The sequence below is a fragment of the bacterium (Candidatus Blackallbacteria) CG13_big_fil_rev_8_21_14_2_50_49_14 genome (assembly GCA_002783405.1).
Taxonomy (GTDB): Bacteria; Cyanobacteriota; Sericytochromatia; order UBA7694; family UBA7694.
The window spans coordinates 73,570-96,815 of record PFGG01000007.1; the positions used below are offsets into that span (position 1 = coordinate 73,570).

Below are 23,246 nucleotides of genomic sequence, written 5' to 3' on the forward strand. Positions count from 1 at the left end.
ATAGACTTCAGCCTATTGTACCTGAATTACGGGTTCAGTTTGCCTGGGGTTTTTCGCCTGACTCCAGAACAATATAGCCGTTCTGGTGCACAAGCTGTTTGACATAGCCCAGGTCAATGCCACTCATGCCATCAATCGCGACCCCGTTCCCATAGGGAGTGCCCGTTTTGACAAGCTTTTGAACCTTGCTGCCGACAAATCCGCTGGGAAGAGGAATAAACCCAAAGGCCTTGGGGCTGACAGGGGTAAACATGATTTTACCTGTATCGGTGCGATCAAATTGCAGATTCATGGAAACCGGAATTGCACCCAAGAGTTTTCCTTGAAGATGGGCACCATCTTTTTTAAGATTGGTATCAATCTCTGTGAAATCTTCTGTTTCACCAATCTCATCTTTAATCAATTCTTCAAAGCGCCAATCGGTAATGCCGACGAAACCGCTTTTGACCTGAATGCTTTTTTCCTCGCCCTGATAATTCAGATTGAGCGGGCTGCCGGGGGTCAGGTCATAGATATTGATTGCCCCATTTTTAACAAAGAAACCATCGATATAGGCATGTCCCGCAGTGGCTTTGACGAAGGCAGGCTCTTTGGCCTGTTTTTCACGCAAGGCACGGGCTGCGTCTTCAGGCGTATCGCCCACCACCAGATTGAGCCGACCCAAATGGGTGCTGATATCTCGCACGGTTAAATCCATGCCGGGAGCGCCATCCAATTGGCTGATGGTTTGTCCCAGATTCAGAACCAGGGAATTACCACTGGTATAGTAACCTTCGCTGGGGTTCCGCAGTTTCAGCAATTTATCAAGGTTCAGGCCCATCACAGACATCAGGCCATTTACAGGCATGCCTGCGACTTTGGCTTTGCCCAAGTCATAGCGAATTTCACCCGCATTGCCAGCTGAAACTGAACCCTTGACGGCGAAGGGCAGGTTCATTCCCAAGGCCTTTACCTTGCCTTCGACCCGAATCTGATTGTTGGCGTCAAAGGCGACGCGCAGATCTTTGACCGGTGAGGCTTTGCCCTTGCTTGCCGCACTGCGGTTCAAGAGTTTTTCAACGGTCAGGGTCGCATCTACATCTGAAACAGAAACAGCCCCAGAGCGCACATGCAGATTAAAATCTACTTCTTCAATATCAATCGGGTTTTCAGGGGTTTTATCGGTGAAACTGGCTTCAATATAGTCGGCCTTTAATCCGAGTGTTTTATCCAATAGGCGCAAACCGACGTTTTTGCCTTGGGCTTGAATGGTATTGTTTTGCGTGGTTTTCCAACTGTCAGAGGTATAAGGTGAATAGGCCAGATTGGAGGCAGGCCGAGGAATGGCCGCAGCTACAGCACGCTGTGGAGCCTGTTGAACAGGTACAGGTCTGAACTGAATTTGTGACAGAGTTGAAACGCTATTGACGTACACTGCGGGTTCCATTCTAAGGATGTTACGTCTTTATTATAGGTTAGGAATTGATTAAACTTACGTTAATTCAATTATTTTTTTTGGAAAGACAATTTTTACCCCCGCCCGTAAAAACAGTCTGGTAATTCCCAGTGTTTTGACGTTGGAGCACTTCATACCAACGCGCGGTGCGTGAGGTTCCCTGCAAAAGCAGTTTGTCAACCACGGGCCCCGTTGCAAACGAGCTGATAAAATCAAAGGCAAAACATTTCCCCTGATTCAGATCCGCTCGGTATTTTTCAACCCGCGTCAGATAACGTCTTCCCATTTTTTCAATTACCAAAAGCAAAGAATGGCTGGGGCATGCATTCGTGCCGCCCCCGATCACACTGCTGACGGCAAACTGTGTACTGGCCCCATTCTCCATTAAAAAGGGGGTGATTCTGCGAATGCGAATCTGATTGAGCAAAGCCCCTTTCACGCCATGACGGCGGTAGGCTTCGAGTGTCATTTTGCGGGCTTGCTGATCAAAATGATGGGATGGATAGGCCCCCGGAAATTTGCGCGGCCCAGGAAAACCCGCAGAGAAGGCCAGCAAGGGGGTCAGATTTTTATCTGCATGTTTAAACTTACCCTGAAAACTGCCAAAACTGCGACAATTTGGCGCAGGCTCCTGGTAAGGGCCCGTATAGAACATATTTTTGACTTCGCCATTCAGAAAAAGTTCAAGATCTGAGCCCAAGGGTAAATTCTTTTGAAAATAATCCAAGCTCTCGCGCAAATTTTCAGGGGGATTTTTAAGTTTCTGCGATTGCAGCTCCAAAAGTGCGACGGGTTCAAGACCTTCAAAGGGAATGGCTACATAGAGACTTGCTGCAGGCAAGGGTTCAGCAGCCAGGCCTTGTGTCAAAATGCCAGTCAGGCCTGCACACAGAACCGCCAGAAGCATACGCTTCATGTTTAGACTTCCTGAGACTGTTGCACGGCCTCGGGCTTTTGTAGACGCTCCTGCAGCCAGTTTGTCAATAATTGGGTGGTCTCTTTGGCTTGGCGATCCCCCAGGAGCGAATGACCCGACCCCTTGATAATATGAAATTCTTTATCCGAGCTGGCCAGAGCGTCAAAAACGGTTTTACTGAGTGCATTGGGGATCAGGCTGTCTTTTTCGGCCACAATCATCAAAGCAGGCGTATCTACCTTTTGGGCATATAGGACATTGTCCTGAATTTCCATCAGATAGGTGTAATTGTGCACAGAAATTTGAGTCATTAAGAGTTTCTGAGTTTTGGCACGGGCAATCGCTTCAGTACTTGTGTAAATATCTTTTGCTGTGACTTTATAGGGAATATAGCTGTGACGCCCTGTCAATTTGAGCCAGGGTTTGGCTGCATTTGAAAGAAATGCATAGGCCTGTTTCTCAATCGGTTGAACACTCTGGCGAATCTGATAGGGCGGCGCCAATAAAACAGTGGCCTGAACATGGCGGGAAACTCGGGTCGACAAAAAGCGCAATACCGCAGCAGTTCCCAGACTGTGCCCAATCAAAGCAGTTCGGTTTACGTCTACTTCGGGGCGATCGATCAGGGTTTGATAGGCTCTCAGGGTATCATCGAGATGGCTGTGTTCACTGACATAGCCACGGGGGCCTGTGCTTTCACCATGACCACTGAAGTCAAAACTAAGCACTGCAAACCCTTTCTGACAAAGGGCATGGGGCAAAGACATATATTCTTCTTTGCAGGAAGCAAAACCGTGACAGAGCAAAACCCCAGGAAAAACCCCCTCTTCCTGGGGAAGATAGAGTTTTGCCGCCAGGGTGGTCGGGCCAGGGATTCGAATATCTTCTACATGCATAAACAGCACCTCACTTCAGACTGAAAGCCGTTTCCCCAGTTTAAACGAATTCAGAACAAAGCGCAAAGCACCTTCAGACCCGTTTGGCCTGAAGGTGCTTGAAAGTGTGAGTAGGAAAACTCAGCTGACCTGTTGGGTATCCTGGGGTTGAGGAGGCCGATTCGCCAGACGATCTTGAATTTGCAAGGCCGGGTCATTGATCCGCGCCAGAATTGGATTTTCCAAACGCTCCAGCATTTTTTCCTGGGGGTCACGCAGGGTTTCTTGAGATGCCGTACGGGGCTGAATCACCAATTCAGCATGTGCAAAAGAAGAAACTGAGTCGGCATGAATTTCACGGCGATGGGCGTCTACCAAAAAGATATTATTGGGGTCGACCAAAGCAAAGGTTTCAAGAGCATCGCCCCGCTCAACGGCACGGGAAAAACTTTCGATATCCTGAACGCCTAAATTCTTGGCAAGATCAGCAAAGGCTTCGGGTTGTTCACGCAGAGACTGCAGTTTTTCCTGAAGTGCCACAGCGGCTCCTCGGCCATCAACAGGAAAAGCCACTTCCCCATCCAGGGGGGGCAAGGGTAGCCCTGCTTCCGGGGGCTTCACCGGATGCGCAGGTTTGGCTTGGGAATCCCGCCCCGTAAGCTCAACCTTATCTGCTGTCAGCTTGTCAGCAGCAAGATCCTGTTCGGGGGGAGCTTGTACAGGTGCAGCGGGACCCGCCAGAATAAGTTGATCCAAACGTTGACGCTCATTTTCACGTGTCTTGCTGGTTTGATCGTAGGCACCAGAAGAATTCACGCCACTGACACGATGCTGCTCCATTTTAAGCCTCCCTAATTATCTGAGAAAATTCACTTCTGTTCTTAGTATACCCAGTCTCTTCAGAAAAAAATCAGCTTAAGGGGGATAGGCCAAACAAATATTCTTGGCTTCGCTGAAAAAACGCAGGGCTTCCCATCCGCCTTCGCGTCCCAAGCCAGAATTTTTAACCCCACCAAAAGGGGTACGCAAATCACGCTCCATCCAGCAATTCACCCAGACCAATCCTGCCTGAAGCTTTTCTGAAAGGCGCAGGGCACGGGCCTGATCAGTCGTCCAAACAGAAGAGGCCAGTCCATAGTCCGTGCCATTGGCAAGTGCCAAAGCTTCAGATTCATTATCAAAGGCCTGCAAAGTCACCACTGGCCCAAAGATTTCTTCCTGATTGGTGCGACAACTGGCTGAAAGCCCTTCAAAAACAGTGGGTTGAACAAACCAGCCCTGGGCACAGCGCCCAGAAAGCTGAACACTTTGGCCCCCACAGAGCAAGCTTCCGCCCTCTTGCTGGGCCAAGTCAATATGCCTTAAAATTTTCTCCTGATGGGCCTGTGAAACAAGGGCACCAATACGGGTATCGGGTTCCTGAGGGTCTCCCACTTTCAGGGCTTTTACCCGAGCGACAAAATCGTCTCGAAAGCGGGAATAGAGCGAACGTTCAACCAAAATCCGGGACATACAGAGACAGATTTGGCCTTGATTTGTAAAGGCTGAACGCACGCTCGTTTCAAGCATATTTTCATAATCGCAATCCGCAAAAACCAAAGCTGCATTTTTACCCCCCATTTCCAGGGAGAGCTTTTTAAAGCGGGGAGCCGCAATCCTGGCGATCTCCGCACCTGTGCGTGTTGAACCTGTAAAGGAAATGGCTTTGATTTTGGGGTGGTGAATCAAAGCGGCACCGGCTTCGCTGCCCAAGCCATGTACCAGATTGAGTACTCCTTTTGGAAAGCCTGATTCAAGCAGAACCTCAGAAAGCAAGACGGCGGTCAAAGGGGTCACCTCTGAGGGTTTGGCGACCACGGTATTGCCCATGGCCAAAGCCGGAGCTATTTTCCAACTCAGCAAATACAAGGGAAGGTTCCAGGGAGAAATACAAGCCACCACGCCAAGAGATTGACGCAGCGTATAGTTTAAAAAGCCTGGCAAAGCATGGCTTTCACTTGAAAAATGAAGTAAGCCAGCTGCAAAAAAACGAAAATTGCGTACCGCACGCGGAATATCTACCTGGCGGGCGAGCCAGAGGGGTTTGCCCGTATCCAAGCTCTCAGCCTGGGCAAAGTCTTCAAGACGCGCTTCAATCTGATCAGCCACTTGAAAAAGGTATTTGGCCCTGTCATCGGGAGCCAACCCCGACCAATCAGCAAAAGCAGTCTCTGCCGCAAGCACAGCAGTTTCGATATCGTCAGCATCAGAACGGGGCAACAGGGCATAAACCCTGCCCTGGGCAGGATCCCAAACATCAAGTGTCTTACCGCTCTCAGCTGGCTGAAAGTGATTTCCGATCAAATTCAGCAGTTGACGTGCCATGTTTTAAGGGCTCGGCGTAGCAGAGGGAGACGCAGAATTCAAATCATCAGACTCTTGAAGTTCAGTGGGACTGGCAACAGGGGCCACAGGCACAGGTTTAGGGGCCGGAGGAGAAAAAACACGGCCCAGAACCAAAACCAACATGACGGTAATCAAAACCGTTAAGGCCTGATAGAGCCAAAATCTTGAAAGAAATTGGTTCACATTCTCAGTACTGGACTGAGCCCCAGAAAGACTGCGTTGAATGACATCAACCGTACGATTCATTTCTTCAACCTGGGTTTGAACTTTGGCAAGATTTTTCTGCTCTTTGACCATTTCGCCCTGGGTATTTTTCAAATGAAATTGCAAACTGACAATTCGCATTTCCATCTGACGCAAGGTTTCCTGCAAAGCCTGTTTGCTGTTTAAATTGCCTGCATCAGGTGCGGCTTTAGCGGGTGCAGCAGCACTTTCAGGTTTGGGAACAGCTCTTGCAATTTCATCGGCTTTCCGGCCAGCCGCATAGAGCGTTTTCACCTGTTTAAAATAGGGAACCCAGCTTTCTGTAAAGAGAGGTTGCCCCGCTTCATCTTTGGGCAAATCCAGGGCAAGTTCTTTTACCCATTGCTGGAGTTGCTCCTGAGACACCTCGAGTGTTTTTGCCAGATCCTGTATTTTCATGCGACCTCAACCACCATTTCATCCAGTTAGATCAAGTAAGATACATTGAAAATGTCTATCTACTTTCCCGAGAAACCTGCCCCATTGTACAGTACCCACCATAGATTTAACAGTCAAATTTCAAAAATTCACGGGAGCTCCCCCATGGGCCGAGACCTATTTTTTACCGCTTTGCTCTTCGCGCTCTTAGGCGGCCTGTGGGTTTTGAACAGCCCAGGTCAGCCAGAAAAGGCGAAACTCAAAGGATTCCTCAAAATCGCAGTCAATCTTTCTGGCAGTTTAATCGGAATCGCTCTGGGTTTGATCTGGGTACAAGCGATTAACCAGTCGGCCTATGAACCCATCATTCGCCCCGGAACCACCCGTTTAAACATCTCGGTTCAAGAATTTGGCAAAACCTGGCCCTTAACCCCCTCTTCAGGCACCTTAGAATGTCTTCCAGATAAAAAAATTGTCTTTCATACCCAAGGTAAAACCTATGCCGTCAATGGCATGGCCAAATTGATGAAACTTCCTCCTCTCGAAAAAATTGCCAAGCAAGATCTCTATATTCCCTCTGCTCGACAGGATTTAAGTAAAATTCACGCGCTGGGCTTGAGATTGTGTCAATAAGTGCTGTAAAAGTGTTACACTGTGCCTTTAATGGCCCATTGATCTAAGCAAAAGACAGGAACTTTTTCCATGAGTGAGAATCAGTCTTTACCCCCCATTGTCAATCTCAAGGATATTGAATTCACCTTGCAACAGCAAGGAGACCATTACCATGCTCAATTTGCACAGCTCGGACAAAAATTGGGATCCCAAAAATTGGGTTCACAGCTGGTTATTCTACCCCCCGGCAAAAAAGCCTGGCCCCTGCATGCCCATTATGTAAATGAAGAGTTATTTTTCATTTTGGCAGGAGAAGGCCTGCTGCGTCTGGGAGAAAAAGAGTATTTGCTTACAAGTGGCGATTTAATTTCGATTCCTCCAGGCCCAGAGTATGCCCATCAAATCATCAATACGGGTTCTGAAGATATGACCTATCTGGCTGTCAGCACCATGGAAGCCCCAGATATTATCGTTTATCCCGATTCGCAGAAAATCAATGTCGTTGCAGGTTCACCTCCTGGAGGCGATCCACACAAGCGCAATTTAAATTATATCGGCCATCTTGAACAGCAAGTGGAGTATTGGGACGGAGAATAAGCCATTTTCAAACAGATTTTCGTTTGACAGGATGTTTTTCGAGAGTTAAAATAAAGTTAAGAGATTGTATTTTTATCTTTAAACTCTTTTTCAGGGGAATCCTCTATGCCTAAATTTTCATTCAAACTTCTTTTACCCATTCTGGCAACCGCTCTTTTGCTGCCTTCCTGCCAACAGGCTCCACTTCTCAACTCCAGCATGCAAATGACGCAACTGCAAAGATTCTCTTTGCCCAGAAGCCCACGAGCAGCCAGTGATTTGGTTGAAGCCCCTGGTTTCAAGGCTGGCGACAATCTCAATGTCAAAGGCCCCCTGTGGTATAGCGGTTCAGGTAAAGTTCATACCCTGACCCCCGATGCTTTTAAAATTGAATTTTCAATTGCCAGCTACCATTTGATTGTTTCTGCTGAACGGATCAACGCCACCCAAGCCAAATTTGTAACCGTAGATGTCAAACAAAACCGCACAGTTGAAGCGATTGGAACCTATTCTCGTGTGGGCTCTACCACGATTTTTGATATGGGCAAGGGCTCAGAAGTTGAAAAACTCACGGTTAAAAATCAACGCAATGGTTATTTTGAAACCGATGTCGTTCAACCCGGTAAATTGAGCCTATTGTCTGAAAATGGCGATCCCAAGGGCAATGTCAATTTGAAATTTACCCGTAAATAATTTAGGCAATGTAAAAGCCCCTGGTTGAATCACCAGGGGCTTTTGCTTTTTAAAGCCTTAATAGCGAGTTGAGACCACCTGATAGACAAAGCGATGAAAATGCTGACCCTGCTTGCCCTGTAAATAAGCATTGATATCATCTTCAATCGCTCGGCGCAGGGTATCTTCGCCAGAATACTGCCAGGCCATGGCCTTATAGACAGGTTTCATGCCTGCAAAACGAGAACGGGCCATTTCCATCGGATAAATCCCCGGATCGACCCGTTTGAGTTCCTCAAAACGAATCCGGAAACGGTGTTGCCAATGCCCTTTTTTCAACTGCATCACGGCTTCATAGAGCGGCAAGTTGCAAAGCCCCCCACTGATCACCTGGTGTTCATACAGTTTCATTTGATCAAAATAACGCAATAAATCGGGATCATCCAAAATTTCCAAGGGCAGTTCCAATTCAGAAATGGAAGTGGTACGGTTCACGACTGGGCCATCATACTTGGGTTTGGCTTCAGGCATGACCGGTTGAATCATGTCGACAGCACGTGAAGCGCTCTGCAAGGTAGAGAGGGTGGTGACCTTGGGTTTTTCGATTTTGGGCTTCTGCGGCTTCGCAGGTGCTTTGGCGGGTGTTGCCTGTTTGGCAACGGGGGCCTGAATCGGAGCTACAGGCGCGACAATATTGGGCACAGGCGCCTTGGGCGCCAAAGGAGGAACCCCAGAAGACGTGCGTGGAGGAGCCACGAGATCCTGATCGATCAGGCCACCGCCTTTTTTCTTGCTACCAAAAAGATAATCAGCAGCATCGTTGACCAGATTGTCAAGCTTGCCAAAAACATTGTCGACAACTTTTCCCACCTGTTCAGGTACATAGTCGTCAGCTTTGGGATCTTTGGCGGCCGGTGCGGCAGGCTTCGCAGGAGCCACTGGTTTTTTGGCTTGGTCACCTGCCTTGGCTCGTACAAAAGAGTCCTTGTGATATTCTGTGAACTCTTCTTCTATGGACATCAGCGCCCACCTCTTTCTTTCAGAAACTCGGAGAGATCCTCCATGCGGTGCTCTAAAGTCAGTTCATCGTCTCCTATATTATGTCGTTGTAGGTGCTTATTCTGCAAGGGTTCTAGATGTACAGGCACAGCATCGGGGGTCAATTCTTCCTGCGATAAGGTTTTCGTTTCAAGAACTGCATTGGGCAAACTCAAGCCAGCCAAGCGTTTCAAGGGATTATCAGTTTCAGGCTTGGGTTCGGGTGGCAGCAGTGTCTTGACCTGAGGAAAGAGCGTCCCATTGAGCAAATGGCCCGCCCCCTTTTCAAGTCGGCTCTGCACTTCAGCAAAGGCAGGGGTATCTCTCTCAATCGCCACCAAGGCCTTTTCTTTCAAATGCTGGTAAGATTCATCATAGGCCTGCCAATCTGTAAGCTTGTTCCGTGTGGTGAGAACTTCTCGCCGGTAATCTACGGTCAAAGCCAAAAGATCATCTTTGCTCAAATTTTTTGCAGAGCTTTCAGCTGGGGTCAATTTTTCATCTTCAAACATCAGGCTTTCTAACAAATCGGGTTCGGCAATCTGAATTTCGGCTTCTTCGTCGGTCAACGAGAGCAAACGCAGTGAAAGTGAATCATTGACCAAATCAAGGGCATAGCGGTTATTGGCTGAAAGTGAAATCCGGTCACGCATCAATTCTTTGGTTAAGGAGCGAATCACCAAAGGAGAAAAGAAAATGCCCCGTGAAGCAGAAGAGAGCATAAAACGGGTATCCTCATTGAGTAAATCATAATAATCTCGTTTGTTTGAATCTGAAATGGTTGAGGTGAGAAAGGTAATAATAAACCAATAGGATAAATCCTGCACTGCATTGGCATAAAGCTTGGGATGCGCCTCTTGAATCGCACTGAGACCTTCACAGATACTGATGCGCGCACGCAACTCCCGCTCAGATAGGGTCATTTGCAAACCTGCATAATTGCTAAAATCTATCGCGTGCTGCATTTCATGCAAAAGGATCAACTGCAGCAGATAAACATCCTGAAGACTGATTTCAGAAATTCCCACATGCGGCCTGCGTGTTTCAGTGGTATAGGCCTGGGTGCCCAAACCAAAGCGGCTGGCAATATCCGAATAAAAATTAAACCAGATTTTGCCCTTGCTCAGAAACGAGACATTGAGATGCAGACGCTCCGTCATCCAATCCAAAAGAAGCTGGTAGCGGTGCGCAGCATTGGCCACCAATTCGTCCCGTTCTTCAGGATAGGTACCTGCGGCTGCACCAAACTCGTCAGCTTCTTTGAGAAACTCATAGTATTCACGGTAATAGTGATCAGGATAAATAATACAGGGGTGGTGAAACCCCACCATTTGAGCCCTTAAATTGCGTTTCACGCAGCAAGCTCACTCCTTTAAACTCATTGGCTGATTTTCAGTAAGTTGCCTCTATTTTAGCAGAAAGCAGACAAGATGCCGGAGTTCAAAACAAAGACCCCTGCCGAAGCAGAGGTCTTTGGGTTAGAACAGGGATAAACTTACTCTTTGGCGATCGGTTTATCAGCTGCAGCAGGGGGCGCAGCAGCTTCCTTGGCATCATTGTTTTTATAATAGGCATAGGCTCCGGCTCCGCCAGCAACCGCCACAGCACCCAAGGTCAGGAAGGGATTCTTGACAGCGAATTCAAATACCGGTTTGGCAAAATTCTCGCCTACAAATCGCAGCGATTTTTCACCCATGGTATTCAAAATAGGAATATCAAAGGCATTGCCCAAAACAGCCGCGCTACTGGCGCCGGTTACAAATGACAGGCCAGCCTGACCTGCGGCATTGACCATATTGCCATCTTTGGCTTCAGCCAAAGCACTCGCGCCCATCTTATAGGAAGTCACTGCCAGACCGGCACCCAGAACGGGTTTCCAGCCTTTGGTAAAGGCATGATCCAGGGCAGAAACACCGAGTTTATCTGCAAGCAGCTCGACGCCACCCAAACCAGCCAGGGCTGCACCGGCACCCGTTGCGGTATTCATATAGGTCAAGCCATTTTTGTCGACACTGTCAACGGTATATTTGCCCAGGGCTGCGGCGGTACTTAAGGCTGCTGCTGCGCCAATAAATTCAGCGCTCTCTGGCAGCGCGCTCTTCAGCTTTTCTGAGCCTGTCGCCATGCCCACCAAAGAAACGCCTCCGGTTGCAGCTGTTACACCCGCGGTGACTTCAGCAACGCCAATCGCATCATTCAAAGCACCTTTTCCAGTGGTCAAACGGCGAACACCATCGGCAGTCGCACCGACACCTGTTAAGGAGACAGCGCCACCCGCCACAGCCAAGCCTTTACCTGAGGTAAACACCCGGCGGGGAATGCCTGTTAAGGCTTCTTTGGCGACTGGAATATTGAACTGACGGCCAATCAACTCTGTGCCACCGAGTAAAGCAACAGAACCACTGGCAGCATAAGCTGCCCCTTTGACGGTATGGCCCTCAGAGATTTCATCGATGCCCTTTTTAATCGCAAAGGCACCCCCGGCCAGCGTACCGGCGCCGACCACAGCTTTTGAATTATCGCCCAGAAAATCGACGGTTTTGGTCAAGGCACGATTCACGCCAGGAATATCAAACTGACGGCCCACCAATTCAACCCCGCCGAGACCAGCGACGGCTGCACCGGCTGTTTCAGCAATGGCTTTGACCGAACTGCCTTCTTTAAAACTTTGGGCAGCATCTTCACCCAGGACATAGGCCGCACCCAGCGTAACACTCCCGGCCAATAACTTGCCGTTATCCACAAAGGCAAATTTTAAAGCTTTTTCTACCACGGGGACTTTATCTGCAATCTTGGCAACACCCGCAAGGGCGGCTGTTCCACCGACCAGCGCACCCGCGCCAGCAGCAATATAGTGGTCACCCACCAGGGTTCCCTTTTTGGTATTGTCTTTGACCCAATCTACGCCTTTATCCAGCGTAGTTTGAACAGGAGCCTCCGCTTTAGGGGCTGGGGCTGCAGCTCCTGTAAGGGGCGTAGGGTTTTTTCCGATCTGCATATCTGTTTTCGGTTCCTTTCGTTGTTCTGGGTGCTCAAGACTGTTTTGAAGACAGAATTCCAGGCATCCATGATTCTTATCGACAGCAAGCCTTAAAGCTTACTTAAAATTTACATAAATTAAACATAATATTGCCAAATCAACAAGAAATTCTCTCTGAGAATATCATCTCACAGTCGCAGAACGGTTTCAACTTCAGATTGAATTCAGGACCACGATTCATGGCCTTCATGCATCAAGCATTTGAAAGAAACCCAGCTTTAACGCTATGATAGTGTAAACGCAGCACAGAAATTGCAAAGGCTGAAAAGGAAAGCTCATGGAAGAAAATCCCCGCGCCAAAGAACTTCTGGACAAAGCCATCCTCTCACTCAGTGAGTGGAAAGAATTGGTAGGCCTATGCCCCCACCTGATCCGCAGTGCGCCACAATATGTCATGGACGCGCTTGAACACTTCGGAATCAGCCATGAAGTACGCTATGGCAGACGTTATACCACCCTCAAGGCATTGCAACTCTCCGATAAACCCGATGAACGCCTAATTGGGCATGGCTTTATCCAAACCCGAATCTATGAAATCTTAACCACGCTCTGCCGTGACAATACCAAAATGATCCTGCTTCTGGGGCCCAATGGCTCTGCCAAAAGTACACTTTGGAACGCGCTTTCCTATGCGCTTGAAGCCTATTCAAAAACACCCCATGGGGCCCGTTTTACGATCGAATGGGTCTTTCCCCATGACGATGATCAGGGCAAAAGAGTGGGGTTTGCCAAGGCCTTGGATGCGATCTTTGATGAACGCCCAACCTTCGCCTTTATGGACGATGAAAAGCTCGATAAAATCGTCGATGACGCTGCCTGTTCACCAGCCTGGCTTTACGAACCCGAAGCGCGAAAAAAATATTTCGTCGACAGCCCCAGCAAATATGTTCTGGATAACAAGCTATCCCCCCAGGCCTACCGTATTCTGCAAGAAATTATCAATGTCTATAAAACCAAGACCAAGCTGGTCACAGAATATTCCCCGGATGAAGTTCTGCGCTTGGCTGAGCGCCATATTCGCATTCGCCGAACCTATATTTCCAAAACCTATCAGGAAGGCTTGGCGGTGATCGACCCAGGTACCAACCCGATCTTTTTAACACAAAAATCGCGCCAGCCCTTTATGTTCCAACGAAAAAAATTCCCCTATATGTTGAAAAACCTGGAATTGCCTGAACTCACGGGCCCACTCTCCAAGGCCTCAAATGGCCTGATGGTCATGGAAGATTCGCTTGAGGGCATTTTGCAGTTTGTCAGCCAGTTTTTCAATGACAAACGCAAAATCAATATTGAAGGCGAACGCTATACCCTCGATATCATGGTCGTGGGCAGTATCAACCCTGAAAAATTCAATCTTTTGCGTCAGGATCCAGAATACAACCGCTTTCGCACGCGTCTGGAAATTATCAATGTGCCGTATTTGCTTGACTATAAACTCGAAGAAGAAATTTATCGCACCAAGCTCGATGATTTGCGTGCCTGGTACCACGTCGCCCCGCATACGGACGAACTCTTCGCACTTTTCTCAGTCATGAACCGGCTGGAGCCCATCATGCAAAACCGGCAATACAATGGCTATGAGCAAAATCCTGAATTGATGCAGATGAAAGACAAACTGAAAAAATTCAGCATGTTGGACAAGGCCAAAATCTATCAAACCCAACGCGTGCCCGAAGAGGTGGCCAACCGACACCAATTGCAATCAGAAGAGATCAGTCTGATCAACCGCTCTTTGGATTTAATTTACGATGAAAATCCTGATGAGGGCCGCAGCTATAACTTCTCATACCGCGAAGTAGATGCAATCATTGACCGGGCCATGATTGACGCCCCCCATGGATTTTTATCGCCGATTACCCTGATGAAAAAACTGCGCGATGTGATTCGCCATGAGCGCGAAGACTATCCTTTTCTCAAGGACTCCAAAAAAGATTATGAGGAACTGATGGTCATGCTCGAAGACGAGTATTTCAGAATCATCAATACTGAAATGCGGGATGTTTTCCGTTTTGATTATGAAGATCAAATTATTACCCAAACTGAAGTCTATCTGGTTCAGGGCCTCAAAACGCTCTATCTGGAAAAAGTAAAAATCAGGGACCAAGCGGGCAATGATGTCACAGAACGCTTTCTACGCGACAAAGAAAATCTGATCTTTGGTAAATCGCTGAATAATGAAGAACGTGAAAAATTCTGGTATGAATTTACAGCCCGCGTTCAACCGGGATTAAATACCAAGCAGAATATCAAACAAATTTTTGAATCTCAGATTTACCAAGCCAAAAATCGCATGTACCAGGAAAAACAATCCGAGATTGAAAAGAAACTTGAATACATGCTGCTCTACTTGGAAGGCAGCAAACTGGCTGCACTGACCTCAGAAGAGCTGGATGAAATCAAAACCAATGTCGATAAATTGATGCAAAAAGGCTATAACAAAGATTCAGCACATGAATTGGTAGGCTATCTGAAGAGCAATCTTGAGAGGTTGGTCAAACCATGAGTTATACACGCTACCCTGCCGTCGCAGGACGATTTTATCCCGATAACCCACAGGTTTTGACGGAAATGGTGGATGGCTATCTTGCAAAAGCCGCTTCCCCCGATAAGGCGCAAAACCTGCGCGTGGTTGTCGCCCCCCATGCCGGTTATATTTACTCTGGCCCCGTGGCTGGGTACAGTTACCGCCAGTTGGAAAGCCTTGACCCCAAAACCCATTGGAAAATCTTTATCCTGGGCCCCTCTCACCGCTATCCCCTGCGGGGCGTTTCAGTCTGTGCTTTTGATCAATATCAAACCCCGCTGGGCATGATTCCCGTCTCTCCGCTGGCAAAAGAATTGGCTGAAAAATTGGGCTTTATACCAGAGGCGGATTTGATGGAGCATTCGCTTGAAGTTCAGCTGCCTTTTTTACAAAGAGCCCTGAAATCCTTTGAAATTATCCCGATTGTGATCGGAGCCGCCCCCCCCAAACAACTTGCACAGATTCTGCTGCCCTATTCCCAGCAAGCCGATGTGCTGTTCGTCATTTCAACCGACCTGAGTCATTATCACAGCTATGAAGAAGCACGGCGGATTGATGCCATTGCAAACCATGCGATTCCTGCCCTTGATTTTCAGGAAATGGCAGATAAAGGCGATGCCTGCGGCATGATTGGCGTATTAACTGCCATCGAAATCGCACGGATTGAAGGGTGGCAGGGGCATTTTCTCGATTATCGCAACTCAGGCGATACAGCGGGCCCCCGCGATCAGGTCGTGGGCTATGGGGCCTACAGTTTTACGGCCCCGGTTCAGAATTAGGCCACTGCCAACGCGCCAAAAGCGAGAGCTGAATCAAACAGGCCTCTTTGCGGGTCGTCTGCAAGCGTATCACGCCTTTGGGGGAATAATCCTGAACCAGAAAAGCATAAATCTGATTCAGCCCCGCTTCGAGATCCGTTCGTAAGAGCCGTGAACCGTGCTGAGATCGAAGATAAAGCGCATACAGTTGAATCAAGAGCGCGCAAACACCCCAAAACATCGTCTCTTGAAGCAGATTCAAACTGCCCTGGCTTAAAAACCCATGCAAAAGCAATTGGGTTTGCAGCCAGGCATGGCTAAAGGCTTGTAACTCCTGCGCTTCAGAGGCATTCATTTTCCAGGCCGACATGCTTTCGGGCTGCATCAGCCAATGGAGGAAATCTTTCAATTCAGGACGGGGCTGCAGCAGAAAAAGCACCAAACCCTTGAGAAAATGCTGAATTTCATGGGGCTTCAAAGCAGTCTGGTCTTCAAGCGGCTGAAGATTTTCGAAAATCCCCTCAACGGCGATAAGGTCTGAAACTTGGGGGCCCTGTAGCAATGCCGTCAGGGCCTGAATTTGAAACTGGATCCATTCTGAAAGGTTTTTCGACTGTTCAAGGGTGTCTAACTGCAAGCCGATCCAGGCGATAAAGCCCCCCAGGTTCAAACTTTGGTCGCCAAAAACCTGCAAAACGGGTGGCCCCCCCTGAGACGCCAGGTCTTTCCACTGATAGCGCAAAACCCGTTTGGAAGTCAGTTTTTGCGCAACATCGGTACAACTTCCCGCCAGCCCATAGGCCTGAAAATGTTCTGAAGCAAGTGCACTGGCAGTATGGGGAAAGCGTTGGCAAATTTCAGGTTTGGCCTCTGCCCCCCATTGGGAATGAATTTTGCAGAGTTTATTTTTATCAAGGAAAATACAGTCAAAACTGCCCCTTTGTTTACGCAGTGAAGCATAGCGAAAAGGAGTGGGGGCCTTTTCAGGCTGAACAATCTCTTGCAGGGGCAAACAGAGTAAGTCAGACAGCTTTTCGCCCCAAGTTTCGAGCCAGGCCTGGCTGATATGAACTGCCCAGGGCCGATCACAGGCATGCCCACATCTCAGGCAGTGATAAGCATCAAGATCATCCCACCAGAGCTGAATCCCCTGCTGGGGTCGTTTTTGAATTTCCTGCGCCAAAGCTCGAAACAATCGAAAATGGGCACTGGCCTTCATACTTCAGAAAGATCTGTCTGGGCTGAGATTTTGTTTTTCGCCACAAAAGCCAGAATCAGCAGTAAGAGCATGCATAAATAGGTAAACCACTCTCCCCAACGGGTATACAGGGTTTGTTCAGAGCGAATGGCCTGCGCGGGATCCAAAGCATAATACAAATAGGTTCGTTCCATAGGGGCAGATTGAATCCGAATTCGCCCCCAGGGGTCAATCACACCGCTGATACCTGTATTGCCTGCACGCAGCACATAGCGACTGTTTTCAAGCGCACGCAGCACTGCGTGGGCATTGTGTTGGTAGAGCGCAATCGCATCGCGGTACCAACCATCATTGGTGATAATTGCCAGAATCTGAGCGCCTTCTGAAACCGATTGACGGGCGACATGGGGGTAAACCGATTCAAAACAAATCAAAGTTCCCAATTTGCCCAAAGGGGTCTCCATCAAGGAGGCGCTGGTGCCAGGGGCGACATCGTCTTTCATGGGATTGAGGGCAGAAACCAAACTGCCAATCACAGGCAATTTGCCCAAAAAGTCGCGGAAGGGAAAGAATTCTCCAAAAGGAACCAATTGACGCTTATAATACCAGGATTTCATCTGACCTTGGGGGTCAAAGAGCACCGCCCCATTAAAAGAAGGGCTATCCCAGATTTTGCGGTCAAACATGCCCGTCAGGAAAAAGATTTGATGGGTTTGGGCAAATTTTTCAAACTGCTTTTGATGCTCCGAAAAAAAACGAACGGGTACCGGCACGGCAGACTCAGGCCAAATCACAATTTTCTGCTTGGCAGGGGGGGCTTTTTTGAGCAAATCCTGAGAAAGATCAAAATAAATCTTTTCAATCTCACCCACATTTTGCCAGAATTCTTGAGGGGTATTTCCCCATTTTTGCCCTTGCGGAATACTGCCTTGAACCAAGCCCACCAATACGCCTTCGCCGGGTTCGGCAGGCTCTGTCGAAGGCGCACTTGCCAAACGATTCCAGCCATAGCCATGCAGAGCCAAAACAAGCATGACGAGCAAGGCCAAGGGTTTAAACGCAGGATAGTGCCAGTATTTCCGGGGCTGGGGATCTGGAGCGAACTGGTCGATAAATTGAGCCAAAGCCACATTAAAAGCCACAATAATACCTGCAATCAGAATCGAACCAGTGATCGGTACAATTTGTAAAAGCGGCAAATCTTGAAACTGCGTGATCGCCAGACGGGCCCAAGGCAAAGAAACATCCCCCAGTTCCTGTGCCCATTCAAGGCAAACCCAAAGCAAAGCAGGAAGCGCAACGCGTAACCATCCCTGGGGATTAAGCCAGCCCAGAATCGCGCCAAAAAGGGCAGGCCAAAAAGACATGACCAGGCTGATGCCCAAAATTCCCCCGTAGACGATCAAAAGACTGAGTTCATTTGTTACCCCTGACAACCAAGTCAGGGGGTGTAATTCCTTGAGCCAATGGATAATGCCGATATAAAAGCCCATGCCAAAAACCCAGCCCAAAAATGCCCCTCGGCGCAGGGTCAGCGGCTCACGGTAGAGCACATGAAAAAAAGGGATCAAGGCAAACCATATCAACCAACCCGTCGAAAGGGTTGAAAAAGAAAGCGCTGCCAAAAGCCCAGAGACAATACAAAGGGGAATTTGAAAACCTTGTTTCATACAAAGTCTGCAAATTTGGCTTCTAAGAGCGGCCTGACCGTTTCAACATCTTCCTGACGTTTAACAGGTAAAAAACGTTCTGAACGCTCTACCAGAACACAGAGCGGTCTCAATTCACAGCTCAAATCGCCAGCGAGGTGTTCAAACTGAACCACATGCTGACCCTCCACGGTTTTTTCAACCGCATACCAAGGCAAGTGAAAATGATGCGTCAGTACGGCAGCCGTAAAAATATACGAAGCCGTATTGAAGACCTGAATCTGATCTTGATCGAAGTTCTTGGGAAAGAGAAACTCTTCAACCAATTGAAGGCGATGGTTGACCCGCGCAGGGGCTCCTCCCTTATCACCACTGGCCTTGGCAGCCACTTCAATCGTCATTTCACTTTCTTTTTCAATATGCAGTCCCAGCAAAAGGGAATCTGGGGTAGCTCCCAGATTGTCAATATTTGAAAAAAGCAGGTAACGTCCCCCATTTTTCAGAAAATGATCCATCAAACCCGATTTTTTAAAAGCCTCAACAAAATCCCCATGGCCACTGGTAGCACATTCTATCTGGTCGTGCAGATAGCGCACAGAACCATCACGGTAAATCCGGGGCAGATGAAACTGTTGAAACAGCTTGATTTGCTCGCGGTAACCAAACCAATCATGCGCCTCTAAAAAGTTTTCAATCAGCGCATGGGTGTGAAAACTGGTCATCAAAAACAGGGGAATATTCAGCGCTTTTAAGCTCAGGATTTTCAGCTCCAGAAAGGTTTTTTCTGCCAAGACAGGAAAAAGCGCCTTGGGCAATTCATAGGCGAAACGTGTAGCCATACCTCCAGCCAGAACAATCGCGCCGACCTGGCTGTTTTGCAAAGCTTTCTCCCCCAGAGAGATATAGCTATGGCGTTGGCTCTCGCTCAAGCTGTGAGGGTCGAGAATATCTCCGGCCTGGGGCGGCCCCACAGGCACTTTCAAGCGCAAATTATCGGGTTGTAATTCTCCCGATTTAAACTGCTCCATCAATTTTAGAAAAAGTTCAGACGTATCTGGCATGGGTTTATTCTCCTAAATGATGCACCAGGGGCACAATCACGGGCCGCCGACGCGTGAGACTGTAAATAATCCGTCCTAACATGTCTTGAATCAAGATTTCTCCTTTTTCAGAAGTTAGGGTTACGTTTTCATGCTTTTGCATATAATTGCGCAAAAGACTGGCCAATTGTTCACCCGCATTCTGGTAGAGCGTTACGGGATCGTCTTCGATAATAAAACCTTTGCTCATCAAGCGCGGAACAGATGCCAATTGCCCCTTTTCATCCAGGGTGCAAGAAGCGAAAAGGACACCGTCTTTGACCATTTTATGCCGCTCGCGCAATTCTTTGGCATCGAGGTAACCATGGCCCCGCCCGGCCACCATGATCTCACCTGCCGTCACACGTTCACTGACCTGGGCTTCAGATTCTGAAACCAAGAGATGATCGCCAAGATCCAAGAGAAAAATATTTTCTGAAGCAATGCCCACAGATTCGGCCAATTCTTTGTGGCGGGTCATTTGCCTGAATTCACCATGGGTGGGAACAAAATAACGGGGTTTAGTCAAATTCAGCATCAGCTTGAGTTCTTCCTGACTGGCATGGCCAGAAGCATGCAACCCCTTGCGGGAATCATAGAGCACCTGCGCCCCGCGTTCGATCAGCTTGTTGATATTCTGATAAATCGATCGTTCATTGCCCGGAATCGGCGTTGCCGAAATGATCACGGTATCACCCTGGCGAATCTGCACCTGATTGTATTTGCCGCTGGCCATGCGACTAAGGGCAGCCATGGGTTCGCCTTGGCTGCCGGTGGTGATAATCGCGACCTTGTCGGCAGGCAGGCTGTCGAGCACTTCCAAACTGACCACCAAGCCCTCAGGATAGGTCAAATACCCCAACTCATAGGCCTTGGCGGTAATCCGCTCCATACTGCGACCGACAAAGGCCACCTTGCGATCAAACTCAGCACAGCGATTGACCACCTGTTGAATGCGGTGAAGGCTGGAAGCAAAGGTCGCCACAATAATCCGGCCTTTGGCCCGATAAAAGGCATTGACGAAACTTTCTGCCACTTCTTTTTCAGAAATGGTATAGCCCGGCTGGGTGGCATTGGTACTGTCGGCAATCAAGAGCAAAACGCCCTGCTCGCCCAATTCTGCAAATTTGAAATAATCAGTGGGTTTTTGATCAATCGGCGTGGGGTCAAGCTTAAAATCCCCTGTAAAGACGATCGCCCCATCCGGAGTATGCACAGCCAACCCCACGGCTCCAGAAATACTGTGGCAGACATGCATAAACTCAACTTTGAAACTGCCAATCTCGGTGATCTCGCGCCCTGTAATCGGGTGAAAGAGTGATTTGTAACCTTCTTCAATATCCGTCACCCGCTCTTCGAGCAAGCCCAAAGAAAGCTCTGTGGCATAAAGGGGGGGCGGAGAATCCAGTTTTTCCATCAGAGGCACCAAACCGCCGACATGGTCTTCATGGGCATGGGTTAAGATAATGCCCGCCAGTTTTTCCTGGTTCTCAATCACATAGCTGAAATCTGGGAGCAAATAATCTACGCCATAGAGGTCTTCCCCTGGAAACTTCAAGCCACAGTCAATGATCAACATCTGCTTCTCATTGCTGACCAGCCACATATTTTTTCCGATTTCACGAATTCCCCCCAGGGGAATCACGCTGTACTGTTCTTTGATTTCTTCACTCATGCGGAAATACGTCCTTCCTGGCAGAAGGATTTCCAAATACCTTCAAGCACTTGCTTTTCTGAATCATTTAAATCAATTAAAGGCAGGCGAACTCCGCCTACGGGTTGCTCACACCAGGCCAAGGCAGCCTTGACGGGTGCCGGACTGGGAGCGCTGAAGAGGGCACGGGTTAAAGGCAAGAGCTGAAAATTTAAACGCTGAGCCGTTGCCATATCGCCTTCGGCAAAGGCCTCAATCAAGGCTTTGACTTCACGCCCTGCAAGATGACTGACCACACTGATCACCCCTTGGCCCCCCAAGGCCAGAATCGGCAGGGTCAGCGGATCGTCGCCACTGAAAACACTAAACTCAGGCAAACGGCGCAGCAATTCAGTAATAAATACCAAATCACCTGAACTGTCTTTGATCGCCACAATATTTTCATGCTCTGCCAAACGACAGACCGTTTCAACGCTCAGCGAAACCCCTGTGCGCCCCGGATGGTTATACAGAATCAGGGGGATAGAGACAGCCTGCGCAACCGCACTGAAATGGCGATAAAGCCCCTCTTGAGAGGGCTTATTATAATAGGGATTTACGACCAGCAAGGCATTTGCGCCAGCGGCTTCAGCCTCCTGTGAAAGCTGAACAGCTTCTGCTGTCGAATAGGAGCCCGTCCCTGCAATCAAGGGAACACGGCCCTTCAAGTGCTGGGAGAGGGTTTCAAAGACTTTCAGCTTTTCAGCATGGCTCAGGGTCGGGGATTCTCCCGTTGTGCCCACAGCGACCAGGGCATCAGATCCCTGGGCTATCAAATAGTCTGCGAGCTGGCACAGGCGTTCTGTATCCAATCTCAGCGCTGGGTCAAAAGGAGTAACCATGGCAGTACAAAGCTGCATATTGAGTTTCAGGCTCATGGTTTTATCGTGCCTCTTAAATTTTCGTTTTCGATCTTAATAATCAGCTTTCTGCCTCAGCCTCCAGCAAACTGGTTACTTTCAGGTCCCGATGGGTCTGAAGCAGGGTATAGTTAAATTCCATCATTTCAATCAAGGTGCTTTCCCGCTCTTGAGGCGGGCAATTTTTTAGTTTTTCGGTTAGGTTTTCAATCTGGGTAAAGAGGTGATTTTCCATATAACTCACATACTCCAGATCAGAGTCATGCTCAGAAATGCGGGGGCGAAAAAAATCACTGAGGTCCACTTCATCTTCATTGCGAACCAGATGGACGCCTCTTTGTTCAAGAATACTGCGTTGCCCCCAAAATTCGTTCAGCAAAAAACGCAGGGTCATGAGCGAGCCATGGGGCAAAAGATAGGGAGAACGCATGACCAGATACAGGGCTTCGCGAAAACTGATCGTATCGGGAACCTCAGTCAAAACCAGACTGCTTAAAGCAAAGCTGGAATCCATGGGCAGATCTTTCAGCAAATCGCGACACAGCCCTTCGACAAAGGCAAAAAATCCGGCATTCATGACGCTGTGCTGCCATTCTTCAATCTCATCTGAAAGCTCAGAGGTCATGCCCCATTCCAGCAGGGGCAAAAAATGGATAAAGAAATCAATCACCGCCCCCTGAAGGGCTTCTGAGAGTTGAAGCTCTGGGGGATGATACAACTGATGAAAGACCTGAAAGCGCTCTTCAAAGAGCTTGCGCGCATCGGGCATCAGAAAGCGTGCCAATGCGAGAAACAAATGACCTGCACTGAGCAGTTTCTGAATATCCTCAACTTGGGCACGTTCGAGGGTCAGAGATTCTTTCTGCTTGCCCATCGTTTTTCTAACAGACTCTTGATCCCGGGCCTGCTGTTTAATAATTTCATCCAGGGCCTGCTTGGAGATCGCACCCATATCAACCAGCAATTGCCCCAAGGGCTTCCCCGCCGGGCCAGTTTGCATCTGAATCGAGAGAGCTTGATTCAATTGTTCACGTTGAATCAGATTTTTTTGAATTAACAATTCACCCAAAGGTTGTTGAATGCCAATGCGGGCCTGCATAAAGGTTTCAAATTCAGCTTGGGTGAGAAAACCAGATTCAACCAGAATTTGGCCTAAAAGTCGCTCAGGATTTTGTTTTTGCATCGAAAGCGCTTGTTCAAGCTGATTCTGGGTCAGCAGGCCACTTTCTAACAATTGCTCGCCAAGGGGCTTGAGCGTATAGACGGAGAGGTTGTGCATGGCGAAAAACAAATCCTTCACGGCAAAGATGACACG

Annotated in this window: 20 protein-coding genes; 5 read left to right on the forward strand and 15 right to left on the reverse strand. The window is 48.5% G+C overall.

What is annotated here, in order from left to right:
- Positions 1-34: 34 nt before the first annotated feature.
- The 6 genes from COW20_01210 to COW20_01235 form a co-directional block, all read right to left on the reverse strand.
- Positions 35-1,414, reverse strand: coding sequence for a hypothetical protein (locus COW20_01210; GenBank protein PIW50867.1), 1,380 nt, complete (start codon positions 1,412-1,414; stop codon positions 35-37).
- Positions 1,415-1,481: 67 nt separating this feature from the next.
- Positions 1,482-2,351, reverse strand: coding sequence for a hypothetical protein (locus tag COW20_01215; GenBank protein PIW50868.1), 870 nt, complete (start codon positions 2,349-2,351; stop codon positions 1,482-1,484).
- 2 nt (positions 2,352-2,353) lie between these two features.
- Positions 2,354-3,247 carry a hypothetical protein gene (locus COW20_01220; protein ID PIW50869.1) on the reverse strand — a complete coding sequence of 298 codons (894 nt, stop codon included), beginning with the start codon at positions 3,245-3,247 and terminating at the stop codon, positions 2,354-2,356.
- 120 nt (positions 3,248-3,367) lie between these two features.
- Positions 3,368-4,066: a hypothetical protein gene (locus COW20_01225; protein ID PIW50870.1), complete on the reverse strand. Its 699-nt coding sequence runs from the start codon at positions 4,064-4,066 to the stop codon at positions 3,368-3,370.
- Between the two features lie 75 nt (positions 4,067-4,141).
- Positions 4,142-5,590, reverse strand: coding sequence for a 2-hydroxymuconic semialdehyde dehydrogenase (locus COW20_01230; GenBank protein ID PIW50871.1), 1,449 nt, complete (start codon positions 5,588-5,590; stop codon positions 4,142-4,144).
- A 3-nt stretch (positions 5,591-5,593) separates the two neighbouring features.
- The gene (locus tag COW20_01235; GenBank protein PIW50872.1) at positions 5,594-6,253 is read right to left on the reverse strand and encodes a hypothetical protein; all 660 of its coding nucleotides are present in this window, start codon (positions 6,251-6,253) and stop codon (positions 5,594-5,596) included.
- Between the two features lie 51 nt (positions 6,254-6,304).
- Here COW20_01235 and COW20_01240 point away from each other — a divergent pair, with 51 nt between their 5' ends.
- From COW20_01240 to COW20_01250, 3 genes are all read left to right on the forward strand, one after another.
- Positions 6,305-6,865, forward strand: coding sequence for a hypothetical protein (locus tag COW20_01240; protein PIW50873.1), 561 nt, complete (start codon positions 6,305-6,307; stop codon positions 6,863-6,865).
- 69 nt (positions 6,866-6,934) lie between these two features.
- Positions 6,935-7,441: a cupin gene (locus COW20_01245; GenBank protein ID PIW50874.1), complete on the forward strand. Its 507-nt coding sequence runs from the start codon at positions 6,935-6,937 to the stop codon at positions 7,439-7,441.
- Positions 7,442-7,546: 105 nt separating this feature from the next.
- Complete coding sequence (locus tag COW20_01250) at positions 7,547-8,113, forward strand: hypothetical protein (protein ID PIW50875.1); 567 nt, start codon at positions 7,547-7,549, stop codon at positions 8,111-8,113.
- Between the two features lie 57 nt (positions 8,114-8,170).
- Here COW20_01250 and COW20_01255 read toward each other — a convergent pair whose 3' ends face one another.
- From COW20_01255 to COW20_01265, 3 genes are all read right to left on the reverse strand, one after another.
- Positions 8,171-9,112 (reverse strand): hypothetical protein, encoded by a 942-nt coding sequence (locus tag COW20_01255; GenBank protein PIW50876.1) that lies wholly within the window; start codon positions 9,110-9,112, stop codon positions 8,171-8,173.
- Positions 9,112-10,485, reverse strand: a complete 1,374-nt coding sequence (locus COW20_01260; GenBank protein ID PIW50877.1) for a hypothetical protein — start codon at positions 10,483-10,485, stop codon at positions 9,112-9,114. Before COW20_01260 ends, COW20_01255 begins: the two co-directional genes overlap by 1 nt.
- A 140-nt stretch (positions 10,486-10,625) precedes the next feature.
- Positions 10,626-12,128, reverse strand: coding sequence for a hypothetical protein (locus COW20_01265; GenBank protein ID PIW50878.1), 1,503 nt, complete (start codon positions 12,126-12,128; stop codon positions 10,626-10,628).
- A gap of 319 nt (positions 12,129-12,447) precedes the next feature.
- Here COW20_01265 and COW20_01270 point away from each other — a divergent pair, with 319 nt between their 5' ends.
- Together COW20_01270 and amrB are read left to right on the forward strand one after the other, a co-directional pair.
- Complete coding sequence (locus tag COW20_01270) at positions 12,448-14,673, forward strand: hypothetical protein (GenBank protein PIW50879.1); 2,226 nt, start codon at positions 12,448-12,450, stop codon at positions 14,671-14,673.
- Positions 14,670-15,473 carry an AmmeMemoRadiSam system protein B gene (amrB, locus tag COW20_01275; protein PIW50880.1) on the forward strand — a complete coding sequence of 268 codons (804 nt, stop codon included), beginning with the start codon at positions 14,670-14,672 and terminating at the stop codon, positions 15,471-15,473. Before COW20_01270 ends, amrB begins: the two co-directional genes overlap by 4 nt.
- Here the strand turns inward: amrB and COW20_01280 are convergent.
- From COW20_01280 to COW20_01305, 6 genes are read right to left on the reverse strand one after another with little or no spacing between them, the layout of a single operon-like run.
- The gene (locus tag COW20_01280; protein ID PIW50881.1) at positions 15,451-16,671 is read right to left on the reverse strand and encodes a hypothetical protein; all 1,221 of its coding nucleotides are present in this window, start codon (positions 16,669-16,671) and stop codon (positions 15,451-15,453) included. The genes amrB and COW20_01280 overlap by 23 nt on opposite strands.
- Positions 16,668-18,320, reverse strand: a complete 1,653-nt coding sequence (gene lnt, locus COW20_01285) for an apolipoprotein N-acyltransferase (protein PIW50882.1) — start codon at positions 18,318-18,320, stop codon at positions 16,668-16,670. The genes COW20_01280 and lnt overlap by 4 nt, the downstream gene beginning before the upstream one ends.
- Positions 18,317-19,360: a hypothetical protein gene (locus tag COW20_01290; protein ID PIW50883.1), complete on the reverse strand. Its 1,044-nt coding sequence runs from the start codon at positions 19,358-19,360 to the stop codon at positions 18,317-18,319. The genes lnt and COW20_01290 overlap by 4 nt, the downstream gene beginning before the upstream one ends.
- Positions 19,361-19,364: 4 nt before the next feature.
- Positions 19,365-21,053, reverse strand: a complete 1,689-nt coding sequence (locus tag COW20_01295; GenBank protein PIW50884.1) for a ribonuclease J — start codon at positions 21,051-21,053, stop codon at positions 19,365-19,367.
- On the reverse strand, positions 21,050-21,949 hold the full coding sequence (locus tag COW20_01300) for a 4-hydroxy-tetrahydrodipicolinate synthase (GenBank protein PIW50885.1): 900 nt from the start codon (positions 21,947-21,949) through the stop codon (positions 21,050-21,052). The genes COW20_01295 and COW20_01300 overlap by 4 nt, the downstream gene beginning before the upstream one ends.
- A 43-nt stretch (positions 21,950-21,992) precedes the next feature.
- A complete protein-coding gene (locus COW20_01305) occupies positions 21,993-23,210 on the reverse strand; it encodes a hypothetical protein (protein ID PIW50886.1) in 1,218 nt (405 codons plus the stop codon).
- Positions 23,211-23,246: the final 36 nt, after the last annotated feature.